Source organism: Aeromonas sp. R4-3, assembly GCF_040908275.1.
In the GTDB taxonomy this organism is placed as follows: domain Bacteria; phylum Pseudomonadota; class Gammaproteobacteria; order Enterobacterales; family Aeromonadaceae; genus Aeromonas; species Aeromonas rivipollensis.
The window spans coordinates 38,089-53,766 of the sequence record NZ_JBFODK010000022.1; the positions used below are offsets into that span (position 1 = coordinate 38,089).

Annotated in this window: 13 protein-coding genes; 9 read left to right on the forward strand and 4 right to left on the reverse strand. The window is 63.6% G+C overall.

Annotated features, from left to right (window positions below; genetic code table 11):
* Window positions 1–74: 74 nt before the first annotated feature.
* Both AB5Y91_RS05490 and AB5Y91_RS05495 read left to right on the forward strand, forming a co-directional pair.
* The gene (locus AB5Y91_RS05490; RefSeq protein ID WP_111910828.1) at window positions 75–725 is read left to right on the forward strand and encodes a DNA mismatch repair protein MutT; all 651 of its coding nucleotides are present in this window, start codon (window positions 75–77) and stop codon (window positions 723–725) included.
* Window positions 722–1,207, forward strand: a complete 486-nt coding sequence (locus AB5Y91_RS05495; protein WP_111910829.1) for a DUF523 domain-containing protein — start codon at window positions 722–724, stop codon at window positions 1,205–1,207. The genes AB5Y91_RS05490 and AB5Y91_RS05495 overlap by 4 nt, the downstream gene beginning before the upstream one ends.
* Here the strand turns inward: AB5Y91_RS05495 and AB5Y91_RS05500 are convergent.
* The 3 genes from AB5Y91_RS05500 to AB5Y91_RS05510 all read right to left on the reverse strand — a co-directional run bounded on the left by AB5Y91_RS05500 (window position 1,150) and on the right by AB5Y91_RS05510 (window position 4,645).
* Window positions 1,150–2,097 (reverse strand): acyltransferase, encoded by a 948-nt coding sequence (locus AB5Y91_RS05500; RefSeq protein WP_262112495.1) that lies wholly within the window; start codon window positions 2,095–2,097, stop codon window positions 1,150–1,152. The genes AB5Y91_RS05495 and AB5Y91_RS05500 overlap by 58 nt on opposite strands.
* A gap of 9 nt (window positions 2,098–2,106) precedes the next feature.
* The gene (locus tag AB5Y91_RS05505) at window positions 2,107–3,006 is read right to left on the reverse strand and encodes an acyltransferase (RefSeq protein WP_368169251.1); all 900 of its coding nucleotides are present in this window, start codon (window positions 3,004–3,006) and stop codon (window positions 2,107–2,109) included.
* A gap of 121 nt (window positions 3,007–3,127) precedes the next feature.
* Window positions 3,128–4,645 carry a YifB family Mg chelatase-like AAA ATPase gene (locus AB5Y91_RS05510; RefSeq protein ID WP_368169252.1) on the reverse strand — a complete coding sequence of 506 codons (1,518 nt, stop codon included), beginning with the start codon at window positions 4,643–4,645 and terminating at the stop codon, window positions 3,128–3,130.
* Between the two features lie 383 nt (window positions 4,646–5,028).
* Between AB5Y91_RS05510 and ilvG the strand changes: the two genes are divergently transcribed.
* The 6 genes from ilvG to ompA all read left to right on the forward strand — a co-directional run bounded on the left by ilvG (window position 5,029) and on the right by ompA (window position 12,801).
* Window positions 5,029–6,675 carry an acetolactate synthase 2 catalytic subunit gene (gene ilvG, locus AB5Y91_RS05515; protein ID WP_368169253.1) on the forward strand — a complete coding sequence of 549 codons (1,647 nt, stop codon included), beginning with the start codon at window positions 5,029–5,031 and terminating at the stop codon, window positions 6,673–6,675.
* Window positions 6,672–6,950, forward strand: a complete 279-nt coding sequence (gene ilvM, locus AB5Y91_RS05520) for an acetolactate synthase 2 small subunit (protein WP_106885470.1) — start codon at window positions 6,672–6,674, stop codon at window positions 6,948–6,950. Before ilvG ends, ilvM begins: the two co-directional genes overlap by 4 nt.
* 12 nt (window positions 6,951–6,962) lie before the next feature.
* Window positions 6,963–7,907, forward strand: coding sequence for a branched-chain amino acid transaminase (locus AB5Y91_RS05525; protein ID WP_368169254.1), 945 nt, complete (start codon window positions 6,963–6,965; stop codon window positions 7,905–7,907).
* Window positions 7,908–8,060: 153 nt separating this feature from the next.
* A complete protein-coding gene (gene ilvD, locus AB5Y91_RS05530; protein WP_368169255.1) occupies window positions 8,061–9,902 on the forward strand; it encodes a dihydroxy-acid dehydratase in 1,842 nt (613 codons plus the stop codon).
* Window positions 9,903–9,905: 3 nt separating this feature from the next.
* Window positions 9,906–11,438, forward strand: coding sequence for a threonine ammonia-lyase, biosynthetic (gene ilvA / locus AB5Y91_RS05535; protein WP_111910836.1), 1,533 nt, complete (start codon window positions 9,906–9,908; stop codon window positions 11,436–11,438).
* Between the two features lie 235 nt (window positions 11,439–11,673).
* The gene (ompA, locus tag AB5Y91_RS05540; protein WP_368169256.1) at window positions 11,674–12,801 is read left to right on the forward strand and encodes a porin OmpA; all 1,128 of its coding nucleotides are present in this window, start codon (window positions 11,674–11,676) and stop codon (window positions 12,799–12,801) included.
* A 183-nt stretch (window positions 12,802–12,984) separates the two neighbouring features.
* Here the strand turns inward: ompA and priA are convergent, their stop codons facing one another.
* Window positions 12,985–15,192 (reverse strand): primosomal protein N', encoded by a 2,208-nt coding sequence (gene priA / locus AB5Y91_RS05545; RefSeq protein WP_368169257.1) that lies wholly within the window; start codon window positions 15,190–15,192, stop codon window positions 12,985–12,987.
* Between the two features lie 147 nt (window positions 15,193–15,339).
* Between priA and rpmE the strand changes: the two genes are divergently transcribed.
* Window positions 15,340–15,555, forward strand: coding sequence for a 50S ribosomal protein L31 (rpmE, locus tag AB5Y91_RS05550; protein WP_025328741.1), 216 nt, complete (start codon window positions 15,340–15,342; stop codon window positions 15,553–15,555).
* Window positions 15,556–15,678 lie beyond the last annotated feature (123 nt).

Consider the following 15,678-nt stretch of genomic DNA (forward strand, 5'->3'; position numbering starts at 1 on the left):
GGGTGGCTCCTGCACATAATATTCTTGTGATATTATCTACCAAACATTATTAGAAGGCGAGCAGGTCGACCAGGATGCCGAGAATGAGTCTGGATATGGTGGTGCTGCGGTTGAACGAGGAGCGGCTCGAGCTGCTCCTCGAGACCCGGGATCGCCCCCCCTTTAGCCACTGCTGGCAGTTGCCGGCCCTGCGCATCGACGAGACCCGGGATAGGGATCTGGATGCCGCCCGTCATCGTCTGCTGGGGGAGTGGGGGCTGGGTCATTGCTACAGCGAGCAGGTCTGTACCCTCGGCAATCTGGAACGGGATCCCCGTGGCTGGTCCACCACCCTCGTCTATCTGTGTCTGGTGGAGCCGGAGGCGGAGGCCGTGCGAGGGCATTGGCACCCGCTCTCGGCCCTGCCAGGTCTCGACCTTGCCTTCGATCACGGCCAGCTGGTCGCCATGGGGCTGGAGCGGCTGCGCATCAAGAGCCGCTACAGCACACTGCCGCTGCAACTGCTGGGGGCCGAGTTCACCCTCTCCGAGGTGCAGCGGGCCTTCGAGATAGTCCTGCAGACCCCCATGAACACGGCGGCCTTTCGCAAGCGGATCCATCGTGCCGACATCCTGGTGGATACCGGCCGCAAGCGCACCGGCAAGCAGCGCCCCGCCATCCTCTACCGGCTGGAGAGCCCCTGCTGCGTGATGTTCGATCAGGTGATGCATGGAGCGGAAGCATGAATAAAGCGCCGCCCCGGGTACTGGTCAGCGCCTGCCTGCTGGGTCAGCCGGTACGCTACGACGGTCAGAGCAAGGGGATAGTCAGCGACTGGCTGAATGCGCTGGGGGCCGAGGGGAGGGCGCTGGCGTTCTGCCCCGAGGTGGCGGGCGGTCTGCCGACCCCGCGCCCGCCCGCCGAGCGGCAGGGTGAGCTTGTGGTAACCGAGAGCGGGCTGGATGTGACGGCCGAGTTCGATCGCGGCGCCGAGCTGGCGCTCGGGCTCTGCCTGGCGCAGGGCATTCGCTTTGCCCTGCTCAAGGAGGGGAGTCCCTCCTGCGGCAGTGGCCGCATCTACAACGGCCGCTTCGAAGGCGTTTCCATGGCGGGTGAGGGCAAGACCACGGCCCTGCTGCGCCGTCACGGCATTCAGGTGTTCAGCGAGGATCAGTTGCCAGAGCTGGCTCTGGCACTCTCCCTGGCGGCCACCGCAGCGGGCTCCTGAGCTCGCTGCCACCCTTCCAATACCTCGTCCTTCTCCTGCCAGCGCTGGTTCAGCCACGCCTGAAAACCGCGCTTGAACTGCTTGTCGTTGAAGTAGTCACCCACCAGCGCCTCATCCACCGGCAGCTCCTCGATGCGCACCTGAATGCGCTTCATCCGCCCCATCAGGAAGTCCTTGAACGGCGTTTCGCTGTTGTCCGGGTAGCGGATGGTGACGTTGATCAGGCTGTCGAACTGCTCCCCCATGGCGGCCAGCGTGAAGGCGAGCCCCGCCGCCTTGGGCGGCATCAGGTGGCGGTGGCGGGATCGGGTCGCCTCTCGCTTTTCCTCGGTGAAGCGGGTCCCCTCCACAAAGTTGATGACTGTGGTGGGGATGTGGCGAAACTTCTCGCAGGCGTTGCGGGTGGTCTCGATATCCTTGCCCCTCAGGTGCGGATTGCGCAGCAAAAACTCCCGTGAGTAGCGACGCATAAAGGGCATGTCCAGCCCCCAGCAGGCGAGCCCCAGCAGCGGTATGTAGATGAGCTCGTGCTTCATGAAGAACTTGGGCACCGGCAGCCTGTCGCGGAACAGGTGGCCCAGCACCACTATGTCGGTCCAGCTCATGTGGTTGCTGATGATGAGGTACCAGCCATCTTTGCGCAGCCGGGTGTCATCCTCGAGCTGCCAGTCGATGCGGGTGGTGAGGCGGATCACCAGGGCGTTGCAACCCAGCCACAGCCTCATGAAGCCATTGTTGAGCCGGCTGCAGGCGCGGCCAAAGGCCGGAATCGGCAACAGCAATTTCGCCAGGGAGACCAGCAGGATCAGGCTGGCGCACAGGGCGGTGAACAATATGGTCAGGCCGGCGCTGATGAACAGCACCAGGGGGCCGGGGAGCAGGCTTAGCATGGGCGTCGTTTACTGCGTCTTGTCCGCCAGCAGCTGGTTCAGGGTCTGGTCTTTCTCGCGCCAGATCCCGTTCAGCCACTGTTGAAACTCTTGTTGGAACTCGGGGTCATTGAAGTAATCCCCCACCAGATTGCGTTCGATCGGCAGAAAGCGGACCCGAACCTTGATCTCCTTGACCCGACCGCACATGAAGTCCCAGTAGCTTGGGATGCCGCCTGGATAGGCGATGGTCACATCCACCAGCTTGTGTAGTTGATCCCCCATGGCCGCCAGGGTGAAGGCGATGCCGCCAGCCCTCGGGTGCAGGAGGTGGCGATAGGGGGCACCCTGTTTGTCGTGCTTGTGGGTGGTGAAGCGGGTGCCCTCTACGAAGTTCATCACACTCACCGGAATGTGGCGGAACTTGGCACAGGCCTGGCGCGTCGTTTCTATGTCTTTTCCCTTCAGATGCGGCTTTTTTTCCAGCAAGCTGCGTGAATATCGCCGCATGAAGGGGAAGTCCAGCGCCCACCAGGCCAGACCGAGAAAAGGTACCCAAATCAGTTCTTTCTTGAGGAAAAACTTCAGGAAGGGAATTTTTTGATTAAAAATCCGCTGCAGTACCAGTATGTCGACCCAGGATTGATGGTTGGCAACCACCATATACCACTCATTCCGGTGCCCTTTGTCCACTCCGACCACCTCGAAAGGGGTTCTGATGATGGTTTTCTGGATCAGATTGTTGAAACCTATCCAGCAGCTGGCACAGCCGTCCAGCAGGGCGTTGCAGAGGGTACGCCAGCCCTTGAGCGGCAGCAGCAGCTTGATGAGGCCGAGCAGCAGTATGGGGACAAACCAGAAGAGGGTGTTGAGGAAATAGAGCAGGGTCGAGAGGCAGCCGCGCAGCCGCTCTATCAGCTTGTTGTGCATGAATCGGATCCGTTTTCGTGTCTGTGGGTGGCAACCAAGTGGTCAGATCTGTGGCCATAATATCAGCCGATCCGGCGCTAGACCATGGATGCACCGCACAGACGCCGGGATCTCCTGGCCCTCACTGGCCGCTGCGTAGTCGCGACAGCAGCCTGTCCATGGCGCGATAACCGAGCGCCTCGATAAGATGTTCCTTCTCGATGACGGGGCGCCCCGCCAGATCCGCTATGGTACGCGACACCCGCAAAATGCGGTGCCAGGCCCGGATGCTGAGCCCCAGCTTCTGGATAGCGTTCTCCAAAAACTCAGCATCTTGTGGCGATAGTCGGCAAATATCCTCTATCTCGCGGCTATCAAGCAGGTTGTTGAGCTTGCCGTTGCGACTGAGCATTCGTTCGCGCGCCCTTAGCACCCGGTCGCGGATCTGCCGACTTGACTCTCCCCGCTCCGCCTTGCCAGTCAGGCTCCCCTTGGGCAGCAGCGGCACCTCCACCGTCAGATCGAAACGGTCGAGGAAGGGGCCTGAGAGCTTACCGAGGTAGCGCAGTATCTGATCCGGGCTGGAGCGGGTCTGGCCGTCCCCATAGTGGCCGCAGGGGCTGGGGTTCATGGCGCCCACCAGCTGGAAGTGGGCGGGAAAATCCACCTGGCGGGCGGCCCGGCTGATGGTGATGTGACCCGTCTCCAGCGGCTCGCGCAGGGAGTCGAGCACCTTGCGCTCGAACTCAGGCAACTCGTCGAGAAACAGTACGCCGTTATGGGCCAACGAAATTTCACCGGGGCGAGGGTGACTGCCACCTCCCACCAGGGCCACCGCCGAGGCGCTGTGGTGGGGCGTGCGATAGGGCCTGTGATGCCAGTGGCCGGCGCGGGGGGTGAGGCCGCCGATGGAGTGGATGGCGGCGGTCTGCTGCGCCTCCTGCTCGCTGAGCGGCGGCAGTATGCCGGGCAACCGGCTCGCCAGCATGCTCTTGCCGGTGCCGGGCGGGCCTATGAACAGCAGGTTGTGGCTGCCGGCGGCGGCGATCTCCAGCGCCCGCTTGGCCTGGGACTGGCCGATCACATCCTGCAGATCCGGCACGTCGGGCAGGGTGTGCGTGGTCTGGGGCTCCGGCAGCGGCAGTTCGTACTGACCCGCCAGCCAGGCGGTGACGGCCAGCAGCTGGTGGGCGGTGCGCACCTCGGCATCCTGGATGAGGGAGGCCTCGGGGCCGTTCTCTCGCGGTACCAGCAGGGTACGACCCGCATCGCGGCAGGCGAGCACGGCGGGCAGCACCCCGAGCACGGGGCGGATCTCGCCGGTCAGGGCCAACTCCCCCAAAAATTCATGATCGAGCAGGTATGTTGCCGGTATCTGCTTGGAAGCGGCGAGAATGCCGATGGCGATGGCCAGATCGAAACGGCCTCCCTCCTTGGGCAGATCGGCGGGGGCCAGATTGACTGTGATGTGCTTGGAGGGGAACTCGAAGTTGCCGTTGAGCAGGGCGCTGCGCACCCGATCCCGCGACTCCTTCACCGAGGTTTCCGGCAGGCCCACCATGTTGAAGGCGGGCAGCCCGTTGGATAAATGGACTTCCACCGTGACTTGCGGCGCCGCTATTCCCAGGCTGGCACGGCTATAAACCACAGCTAATGACATAAATCCCGTCCTTGGTTTGATGTATGTGCTGGTTAACCGTTTTTTATTAGTTTTTTGTTCCAGAGAGCAGCTTGCTGATCAGTCAAAATCAGAGTCTTGTCAGGTAAAAAATGCTTGCCCAATAAAAATCACCATGCTAGTTCTAATAGCCATTCGCGGTGCAAATCGCCCCCATTTCACAGGATTTCCGGTTGTAACTATGAACATGGCCTCCCGTTTCGTCAGCATTATTGTGGTCCTAGTGGTGATTATTATCTCACCGCTCGGGGCTCGTTTAGCTGCACGGAACAAGGGATAGACCCACCACCGGACAGAACGAAACAAGCGACCCCCGAGCCTCACGGCCCGGGGGTTTTTTTTCGACCAAAGGACAGGATTTCCACATGAACGGCGCGCAGTTTTTGGTACAGGCTCTCAAGAAACAGGGTGTGACCCAGGTGTTTGGTTACCCGGGCGGGGCCATCATGCCGGTCTATGACGCCCTGTATGACGGTGGCCTGGCCCATCAGCTCTGCCGTCACGAGCAGGGGGCCGCCTTGGCCGCCGTGGGTTATGCCCGCGCCTCCAGTCAGGTGGGGGTCTGCATCGCCACCTCGGGCCCGGGGGCCACCAACCTGGTGACCGGCCTGGCGGAGGCGCTGCTCGATTCCGTGCCCCTGGTGGCCATCAGCGGCCAGGTCGCCTGCGCCGCCGTCGGCACCGATGCGTTTCAGGAGGTCGACGTGCTCGGCATGTCCCTTTCCTGCACCAAGCACTCCTTCATGGTCACAGACCCTGCAGACCTGGGGCGGGTGCTGGCGGAAGCCTTCGCCATCGCCACCGAGGGGCGTCCGGGTCCTGTGCTCATCGATTTTCCCAAGGATGTGCAGCTGGCCGCCGTGCCGACCCAGAGCCCGCTGTTTGCGGTGGAGGAGCCAGAGCCCCTCAATCCGGCCGAGCTGACCCTGGCCCGCACCCTGCTGGCCGCCGCCGAGCGCCCCGTGCTCTACGTCGGGGGCGGGGTGGGCATGGCCAATGCGGAGCAGCCACTGCGTGACTTTGCCGCCGCCACCGGCATGCCTGCGGTCACCACCCTCAAGGGGATAGGCGTGCTCGACCCCGACAGCCCCGTCTACCTCGGCATGCTCGGCATGCACGGCACCAAGGCCGCCAACTATGCGGTGCAGCAGTGCGATCTGCTGGTGGTGGTGGGCGCCCGTTTCGATGATCGGGTGACCGGCAAGCTGGAGGAGTTCGCCCCCGAGGCCAGGGTGATCCACCTGGACGTGGATGCCGCCGAGTTCGGCAAACGCCGCGCCGCCGACGTGGGCATCACCACGGATCTCAAGCGGGTATTGCCTGCCCTGGCCATGGCGCTGGCGATCGATCCCTGGCGTGAGCACTGCGCCGCCATGGCTCGCGAGTATGCCTTCCGCTACGACCATCCCGGCCAGCCCATCTATGCCCCGGCCCTGCTCAAGCAGCTCTCGGCACTGCTGCCCGAGACCAGCGTGGTGGCCTGCGACGTGGGTCAGCACCAGATGTGGGTGGCCCAGCACATGCGCTTCACCAGCCCGCGCAATCACCTCTCCAGCGCAGGTCTTGGCACCATGGGCTTTGGCCTGCCCGCCGCCATCGGCGCCAAGATGTCGCGCCCGGATGACGAGGTGGTACTGGTGAGCGGTGACGGCTCCTTCATGATGAATGTGCAGGAGCTCGGCACCATACGCCGGGCCCAGCTCAAGGTGAAGATGGTGCTGATCGACAATCAACGTCTCGGCATGGTGCGCCAGTGGCAGGAACTGTTCTTCGACGGCCGTTACAGCGAGACCATACTCTCCGACAACCCGGATTTCATCGCCCTGGCCGCTGCCTTCGGCATCCCGGGCGAGACCATCACATGCAAGGAGCAGATAGCCGGTGCCCTCGATCGCCTGCTGGCAAGCGAGAGTGCCTACCTGCTGCATGTGGCCATTTCAGAGGAAGAAAACGTCTGGCCCCTGGTTCCGCCGGGAGTCGCCAACCACAAGATGATGGAGCAACGCCCATGAAGCAGCACAGCTTTCACCAACCCGGATTTGCGCAGCACACCCTGCATATTCACGCCCAGCCCAGACCCGAAGTGATGGAGCGGGTGCTGCGGGTGGTGCGTCACCGTGGCTTCGCTCTCTGCTCTCTGAACATGGAGCAGGATTGCCAACAGCTGCGGATCACGGTTACTGTCGAGTCGGAGCGTCCCATCCAGCAGTTGTGGAGCCAGCTGGTCAAGCTGGTGGATGTCTCCCGGGTCGATGCACTGGAACAGCAACCCCGGATCAGCGCTTAAGGAGCCAAGCCAATGTCACAGCCTTCCCAATCTGCCACTCAGCCTCAATACATCTGGTTCAATGGCAAGCTGGTGCCCTGGCAAGATGCCCAGGTCCACGTCATGAGCCATGCCCTGCACTACGGCTCCTCCGTGTTCGAGGGGGTGCGCGCCTACGATACCCCCAGGGGGACCTGCATCTTCCGCCTGCAGGAGCACACCCGCCGCCTGTTCGACTCCGCCAAAATCTACTGGATGGACGTGCCCTACAGCGAATTCGAAGTGAATGAAGCCTGCCGCACCGTGGTGCGCGAGAACGGCCTCAAGAGCGGCTATCTGCGCCCGCTGGCCTTTGTCGGCAACGTGGGGCTGGGGCTGCATCCGCCGCTGGATGCCAAGGCGGATCTCATGGTCGCCGCCTTGCCCTGGGGCGCCTACCTCGGCGAAGAGGGCCTGAAAAACGGGGTGGATGTCTGTGTCACCTCCTGGAGCCGGCTCGCCCCCAACACCATACCCACAGGCGCCAAGGCCGGCGGCAACTATCTCTCATCCCAGCTGATCAGCCGCGAGGCCAAGCGCAACGGCTTCGCCGAAGGGCTGGCGCTGGACGTGAACGGCTACCTGAGCGAGGGGGCGGGGGAGAACCTCTTCCTGGTGAAGAACGGCGTGATCTTCACCCCGCCCGCCACCGCCGCCATCCTGCCCGGCATCACCCGCGACACCATAATGACGCTGGCACGGGATCTCGGTTACGAGGTGCGAGAGCAGGCGCTGCCTCGGGAAGCGCTCTACGTGGCGGACGAGATATTTATGACAGGCACCGCCGCCGAGGTGACCCCGGTGCGTTCCGTCGATCGGATGAAGGTGGGCGCCGGCAGCCGTGGCCCTGTGACCGAGCAGTTGCAGAATGCCTTCTTCGGCCTGTTCAACGGTCAGACCGAGGACAAGTGGGGTTGGCTGACCCCGGTCAACGACTGATCGAAAGCTGAGCGGGCGACCCGGTCGCCCGCTCATGTTTGGATTGGAGTCGGCTATGGCAAGGGCCCTATCCCTTGCCACAACCGATTTGAAGCGACAGCTTCGCACCATAAGTTTGCCCAGTCGGGCTCATGTATTCAGGGAGTAGAGACAATGCCGAAGTTGAGATCCGCCACCACCACCCACGGACGTAACATGGCCGGGGCCCGCGCCCTCTGGCGTGCCACCGGCATGACAGATCAGGATTTCGGCAAGCCCATCATAGCCGTGGTCAACTCCTTCACCCAGTTCGTGCCCGGTCACGTGCACCTCAAGGATCTCGGCCAGCTGGTGGCCCGGGAGATCGAGGCCGCCGGCGGCGTCGCCAAGGAATTCAACACCATAGCAGTCGATGACGGCATCGCCATGGGTCATGGCGGCATGCTCTATTCGCTGCCATCCCGCGAATTGATCGCCGACTCCGTGGAGTACATGGTCAACGCCCACTGTGCCGACGCCATGGTCTGCATCTCCAACTGCGACAAGATCACCCCGGGGATGCTGATGGCCGCCCTGCGCATCAACATACCGGTGATCTTCGTCTCCGGCGGCCCCATGGAGGCGGGCAAGACCAAGCTGTCGGATCAGATCATCAAGCTGGATCTGGTGGACGCCATGATCCAGGGTGCCGATCCCAAGGTCTCCGACGCCCAGAGCGATCAGATAGAGCGCAGCGCCTGCCCTACCTGCGGCTCCTGCTCCGGCATGTTCACCGCCAATTCCATGAACTGCCTGACCGAGGCCCTTGGCCTCTCCCAGCCGGGCAACGGCTCCATGCTGGCGACCCATGCGGACCGCGAGCAGCTGTTCAAGCTGGCCGGTCAGCGCATAGTCGCTTTGGCCAATCGCTACTACCAGCAGGATGACGAGAGCGCCCTGCCGCGCAACATCGCCACCAAGGCGGCGTTCGAGAATGCCATGGCCCTGGACATTGCCATGGGTGGCTCCACCAATACTGTGCTGCACCTGTTGGCGGCGGCCCAGGAGGCCGGGGTGGACTTCACCATGGCCGACATCGACCGCATGTCCCGCAAGGTGCCCCAGCTGTGCAAGGTGGCGCCGTCCACCCAGAAGTACCACATGGAAGACGTGCACCGCGCCGGTGGCGTGGTCGCCATCCTGGGCCAGCTGGAAAGAGCCGGGCTGGTGCACGGCGACACCCGCAACGTGCTCGGTACCTCCCTGAGCGAATTGCTGGAGGCCTATGACGTCAGCCGCTGTGACGACAAGGCGGTGCACGACTTCTACCGCGCCGGCCCGGCCGGGATCCGCACCACCAAGGCATTCAGCCAGGATTGCCGCTGGCCCGAACTGGATCTGGACCGTGCAGAAGGCTGCATCCGCTCCCTGGAGAATGCCTACAGCCTGGAAGGGGGCCTGGCCGTGCTCTCCGGCAACCTGGCCCTCAACGGTGCCATCGTCAAGACCGCCGGGGTGGATGACGAGAACCTCTGCTTCCGCGGCCCGGCCCGGGTGTTCGAGAGCCAGGACACGGCGGTCGCCGGTATCCTGGATGGCACAGTGAAAGCCGGTGAAGTGGTGGTGATCCGCTACGAAGGGCCCAAGGGCGGCCCCGGCATGCAGGAGATGCTCTACCCCACCACCTATCTCAAGTCCATGGGGCTCGGCAAGGCCTGCGCCCTCATCACAGACGGCCGCTTCTCCGGCGGCACCTCTGGCCTCTCCATCGGCCACGTCTCCCCCGAGGCGGCGTCCGGCGGCACCATAGGGCTGGTGGAGGATGGGGACATCATCAACATCAACATCCCGGCCCGCAGCATGGTGCTGGAGGTGGCTGACAGAGTGCTGGCCGCCCGCCGCGCCGCCATCGAGGCCCGTGGCTGGAAGCCGCTGAACCGCCAGCGCCAGGTCTCCTACGCCCTGCGTGCCTATGCCATGCTCGCCACCAGCGCAGATAAAGGTGCGGTGCGCGATTTAAGCAAGCTGGAGGAATAGGACATGGTTTCAGCGGCAGATTATCTACGCAAGGTGTTGCTCTCCCCCGTCTATGAGGCGGCGCGGGTAACCCCCTTGCAGAGCCTGAAAAAACTCTCCGAGCGACTCGGCAACCACGTGGCGCTCAAGCGTGAAGACTTGCAACCCGTGCACTCCTTCAAGCTGCGCGGTGCCTATCACAAGATCGCCACCCTGAGCGCCGAGCAGAAATCCCACGGTGTGGTGGCGGCCTCGGCCGGCAACCATGCCCAGGGGGTGGCGCTGTCGGCGGCCAAGCTCGGCATCAAGGCCATCATAGTGATGCCCAAGACCACGCCGGACATCAAGATAGATGCGGTGCGTCGCCTGGGTGGCAACGTGCTGCTGTTTGGCAACAGCTTCGACGAGGCCTATGCCGAGAGCCGCCGTCTGTCAGAAACCGAGGGCTACACCTTGATACCGCCGTTCGACGACGTCGAGGTGATCGCGGGCCAGGGCACCATAGGCAAGGAGCTGCTGGAGCAGGACACCCACCTCACTCACGTCTTCGTGCCCGTGGGGGGGGGCGGCCTGGCCGCCGGGGTGGCTGTCTACATCAAGCAGCTGCTGCCGGACGTCAAGGTGATAGGGGTGGAGGCCGAGGGCTCCGCCTGCCTCAAGGCCGCCATGGAGGCCGGCGAGCCGGTCAACCTGGAGCGAGTCTCCCTGTTTGCGGACGGGGTGGCGGTCAAGCGCATCGGCACCGAGACCTTCCGCCTGTGCAACCAGTATCTGGACGAGGTGGTGACCGTCTCCAACGACCAGATCTGCGCGGCGCTGAAAGACATCTTCGACGACTGCCGCGCCATCGCCGAGCCGTCAGGCGCCCTGTCGCTGGCGGGGCTCAAGGCCTACAGCGAGCGGGAGCAGGTCAAGGGCGGGCGGATGGCGGCCATCCTTTCCGGTGCCAACGTCAACTTCCACAGCCTGCGCTATGTGTCGGAGCGCTGCGAGATCGGCGAGAAGCGCGAGGGCATGCTGGCGGTGACCATACCCGAGCGCAAGGGGGCCTTCCTCGACTTCTGCCGTCAGCTTGGGCCCCGCATGGTGACCGAGTTCAACTACCGCTACGCGGATGCGGCCCAGGCCTCCCTGTTCGTCTCGGTGCGCCTCAGCGGGGGCGATGAGGAGCTCGGCCAGATCATCGATCAGCTCGGTGGCAACGGTTACCCCGTGGTCAACATGACGGAGAGCGAGCTGGCCAAGAACCACGTGCGCTACATGATTGGCGGCCGCCCGGCCCGGCCCCTCGGTGAGCGTCTCTACAGCTTCAAGTTCCCGGAGCAGCCGGGTGCCCTGATGCGCTTCCTCGAGACTCTGGGCTGTCGCTGGAACATCAGCCTGTTCCACTACCGCAACCACGGCGCCGATTATGGCCGGGTGCTCTGTGCCTTCGAGCTGCCGGACGAGGACGTGGCTGCCTTCCACGACTACCTGCGCGAGATTGGCTACGGCTGGAAGGAGGTGAGCGAGGATCCCGCCTACCGCCTGTTCCTGGCGAGCCAGGGCAGTCAGTGACGGTGGCTTGACCATCCCGCCCCGAGATGAAAACGAAGAGCCTGGCTCTTCGTTTTTTTATGGGCGCCCCGGGGTGCGCATCTGCTGATAATGTCGCCAATATCACACTCCTGAGTCCCTGGTCGTTTGAGGCTGGTTGCAGATGGGATAATCTGAGTGCGGGGCTTGGGTTCAGGGCCCCGTCAGGGAAGAGAGGCGCATCCGCGTCATAACAATTCATTGCAGGGGCTCATCCATGAACAGATCTATGCTCGCCGTCCTGATCGGCGCTCTGATGGCAACGGGGACGGTGCAGGCTGCCGCCCAGGACAACACCTGGTATGTCGGCGGCAAGGCCGGCTGGTCCAATTTTTACGGGGTGGATTACGACGAGCAGGTCAAGGAGCTGTTCGATGCCTTTGATCCCGGCCAGGACCACAGCGACCTCGGCCTGGGGCTCTTCGCTGGCTATCAGGTAAACCGGAATGTGGCCGTCGAGCTCGGTTATGACTGGCTCGGCAAGTATCAGGTCGATCAACGCTTCAGCGGCAACGGGGTGGAAGCAGGACTGGATGGGGAGGCCAAGGCCCAGATGATCCAGGCCACCATGAAGATCGGCTTCCCGGCGACCGAGGCCCTGGATATCTATGGCCGGCTGGGGGGGGCCTACGCCTGGACCGACAGCTCCATCAGTGCCTGGGCCAACGATGGCACCAGCAACCTCTCGGTATCGGGTGGGGGCAAGTATCACGGCGCCGCCTTTGTGGGGGCATTGGGCATCGAATATGCCATCGACAGGGATTGGGCCGCCCGCCTCGAATACCAGTACACCACCCCCCTCGGCAAGACCTCGCTGGATGAATCCGGCATAGAGCTGGATAACGGCCTGCTGTCGGTGGGCATGCTCTATCGCTTCGGTCAGGTCGGTGACGAGCCGGTGGCGCCGACGCCGGCTCCCGTACCTGAGCCAGCACCGGCTCCCGTGCTGGTAGAGAAGCAGTTCAGCCTGGACTCGGACGTCTTGTTTGAATTCAACAAGGCGACCCTGAAGCCGGCCGCGAGCCAGGCGCTCGACAGCCTGTTTGCCCAGATCCTGGCGGCCAACCCGAAAGACGGGGTGGCCACGGTGATCGGTCATACCGACCGGCTGGGATCCGATGCCTACAACCAGGCCCTCTCGGAGCAGCGTGCCCGCACAGTGGCCGACTACCTGATTGCCAAGGGGCTGTTTGCCGACAAGGTGCGGGCCGAGGGGCAGGGCGAGTCGTCACCGGTGACGGGGGGTAGCTGCCCGTACGGCGCCAAGGCGCAGATGATCGCCTGTCTGGCCCCGGATCGCCGGGTCGAGGTGAGGCTGACCGGGGTCTCCCAGGTCGCCGAATAAGCCGGAGCTGTCATGGGGTAAAAACAACGAGGGGGCCCAGGCCCCCTCATTGCGTTCTGGCTCTCCCCCTCATCCCCAACCTTTCTCCCGCGAGGGGGGAAGGGAGCAAAGACGCCATGGCGGGTGCGCACTATCGCAAGATCCGTTGATTAGCGAAGCGTAATCGGACCAGCGCAGCGACCCTTAATTCAACTCCGTGGGGTCTATGTCCAGGCTCCAGCGCACCTTCTTGGTCTCCGGCCAGCCGTCCAGCTCCTTCACCGCCCAATCCAGCAGTTGCGCCAGGGGGGCCCGGTTCGGTCCCTGCACCAGCAGCTGCATGCGGAACTTGCCCGCCTTGCGCTCCATGAAGCCGCTGATGGGCCCGAGCACCTGCACCTGGGGATAGCGGGCGCTGCGCAGAGTATCGGCCAGACGGGTGAGGAACAGTTGCACCTCGTCCCGGCCGTTGGCCTCGGCCCGAAACAGCCCCTGGTAACTGAACGGCGGCAGCCCCAGCAGGCGGCGTTCTTTCAGCGCGGTATCGGCAAAGTGGCCGTAGCCGTTCTGGGTCAGGTCCTGCAGCAGGGCGTGCTCCGGGTGATGGCTCTGCAGCACCACCAGCCCGGGTTTGCTGGCGCGACCGGCCCGGCCCGCCACCTGGGTGTAGAGCTGGGCCAACTTCTCGGCGGCGCGAAAATCGGCGGAAAACAGGGCGCCATCCACATCCAGCAGACCCACCAGGGTTACGTCCGGGAAGTGGTGCCCCTTGGCCAGCATCTGGGTGCCGATCAGGATCTTGTACTTGCCCGCCTTGATGTCGCCGAGGTGGGTCTCCAGCTCCCCCTTGCGGCGGGTGTTGTCCCGATCGATACGCACCACAGGATATTGGGGGAACACAGTGGTGAGCAGCTGCTCCAGCTGTTCTGTGCCCACTCCCGAGCCGATCAACTCATTGCTGCCGCACTCCGGACAGCTATGAGGCAGCGGGCGCACGCTGTCGCAGTGGTGGCAGTGCAGCCGACGCCCGGCCTGATGCCAGGTGTACCAGGCATCGCAGCGCTCGCAGGCGGCGCTCCAGCCACATTGGTGGCAGATAAGCGAGGGGGCATAGCCGCGCCGGTTGAGGAACAGCATCACCTGGTTGCCCGCCACCAGGTGCTCTGCCATCAGCTGCTCCAGCTGGGGAGAGAGCCCGGCCTGCAGCCGTACGCTCTTGATGTCCAGGATCACCTGGCGGGCGGTCTGGGCGTTGCCGGCGCGCCGCGTCAGGCTGAGGTGGTGGTACTTGCCGGTGCGGGCGTTGTGCAGCGTCTCGAGCGACGGGGTGGCGGAGCCGAGCAGGATTGGGATACCGGCGCGATGGGCCCGCATCACCGCCAGATCCCGCGCGTGGTAGCGAAAACCGTCCTGCTGCTTGAAGGAGCCGTCGTGCTCCTCGTCGATGATGATGATGCCGAGGTTCTTGAACGGGGTGAAGACCGCGGAGCGGGTGCCGATCAGGATGGCGGCGCCGCCGTCGCGGCAGGCGAGCCAGGCATCGAGCCGCTCCCTGTCGTTCATGGCGGAGTTCATCGCCACCACGGGCACCTTGAAGCGGCGGCGGAAGCGGTTGATGGTCTGGGGGGTGAGGCCTATCTCCGGCACCATCACCAGCGCCTGCTTGCCCGCCCGGAGCAGGGGCTCGAGTATGCTCAGGTAAACCTCTGTCTTGCCGGATCCCGTGATGCCGTCCAGCAGGAAGGCGCCGAACTTGTCGCTCTGGCTGGTGACGGCAGCCACCGCCAATGCCTGCTCGCCGTTGAGGCGCAGCCCCTCACCGGCGTCAAAATGGGTTGCCCAGTCGCCGTCATGGCTCGGCTCCAGGCTGCGCTTCTCCAGCAAGCCCTTCTTCTCCAGCGCTGTGAGAGCAGCGCTCTGGATCTCCTCCTGCTTGAGCGCAGACGGCGTCTGGGGGCCCTTGCGCAGCAGGGCGAGGGCCTGCTGCTGCTTGGCCGCCCGCTTGAGTTCGTTGAGATCGATTGCCATCCCGGCTTCGGTGGCAAACCAGAACTCCAGCTCCCGGTAGGCGGCGGGCTCCCCCTTGCGCACCAGCACAGGCAGGGCGTGGGGCAGCACCTCACCCAGGGGATGCTGGTAGTAGCCGGCGCTCCAGGCCATCAGCGCCAGTATGTCGGGCCCCAGCACAGGGGCCGTGTCGAGCACCCGCTTCAAGGGCTTTAACTTGGTGCGGGGCACCTGACTCTCGGTCGGGTGATCCACCACCAGACCGACCAGGGTCTGGGGGCCGAAAGGGATCTCGACCCGGCAACCGGGCTCAGGCAGGGGCAAAGGGGAGAGATAGTCGAAGTGACGGCGCAAGGGCACCGGGACAGCGACACGAACCAGATCAAGCGTTTGCGATGAATCCACCAGGGGTTGCCTATTTTTTCTGCGAAGCCACTTGCCTGAACTCAGGCATTTCCTATATTATTCGCAGCCTTTGAAACTGTGTTCAACAATCGTGTGGTGTCCGACAAGAGATCGGATGGCGACACGGCCTGATAATCGAGGTTGTCCATGAAAGCTGGTATCCATCCCGAGTACGTAGCCATCACCTGCAAGTGCTCTTGCGGTAACGTCATCAATACCTTCTCTACCCTGGGTAAAGATCTGAACCTGGACGTGTGCTCCGCATGCCACCCGTTCTATACCGGCAAGCAGAAAGAAGTTTCTAGCGGCGGCCGCGTAGACAAGTTCAACAAGCGTTTCGGTGGTCTGACTGCCAAGAAGTAATCTTACTTCTGAAGAATTCTGAAAAAGGCGCCCATCGGGCGCCTTTTTTATTGGCCGGCGTTCTGTATTGCCTCGCTTTGCCCTATGGTGGTGCGAGTCCATGGGGGATGGCAAGGAGTGTTG

What these genes read in the sequence shown, in the direction of transcription:
- AB5Y91_RS05490 (WP_111910828.1), top strand. Translation starts at nt 75, where the DNA reads ATGCCGAGAATGAGTCTGGATATGGTGGTGCTGCGGTTGAACGAGGAG.
- AB5Y91_RS05495 (WP_111910829.1), top strand. Translation starts at nt 722, where the DNA reads ATGAATAAAGCGCCGCCCCGGGTACTGGTCAGCGCCTGCCTGCTGGGT.
- AB5Y91_RS05500 (WP_262112495.1), bottom strand. Translation starts at nt 2,097, where the DNA reads ATGCTAAGCCTGCTCCCCGGCCCCCTGGTGCTGTTCATCAGCGCCGGC.
- AB5Y91_RS05505 (WP_368169251.1), bottom strand. Translation starts at nt 3,006, where the DNA reads ATGCACAACAAGCTGATAGAGCGGCTGCGCGGCTGCCTCTCGACCCTG.
- AB5Y91_RS05510 (WP_368169252.1), bottom strand. Translation starts at nt 4,645, where the DNA reads ATGTCATTAGCTGTGGTTTATAGCCGTGCCAGCCTGGGAATAGCGGCG.
- ilvG (WP_368169253.1), top strand. Translation starts at nt 5,029, where the DNA reads ATGAACGGCGCGCAGTTTTTGGTACAGGCTCTCAAGAAACAGGGTGTG.
- ilvM (WP_106885470.1), top strand. Translation starts at nt 6,672, where the DNA reads ATGAAGCAGCACAGCTTTCACCAACCCGGATTTGCGCAGCACACCCTG.
- AB5Y91_RS05525 (WP_368169254.1), top strand. Translation starts at nt 6,963, where the DNA reads ATGTCACAGCCTTCCCAATCTGCCACTCAGCCTCAATACATCTGGTTC.
- ilvD (WP_368169255.1), top strand. Translation starts at nt 8,061, where the DNA reads ATGCCGAAGTTGAGATCCGCCACCACCACCCACGGACGTAACATGGCC.
- ilvA (WP_111910836.1), top strand. Translation starts at nt 9,906, where the DNA reads ATGGTTTCAGCGGCAGATTATCTACGCAAGGTGTTGCTCTCCCCCGTC.
- ompA (WP_368169256.1), top strand. Translation starts at nt 11,674, where the DNA reads ATGAACAGATCTATGCTCGCCGTCCTGATCGGCGCTCTGATGGCAACG.
- rpmE (WP_025328741.1), top strand. Translation starts at nt 15,340, where the DNA reads ATGAAAGCTGGTATCCATCCCGAGTACGTAGCCATCACCTGCAAGTGC.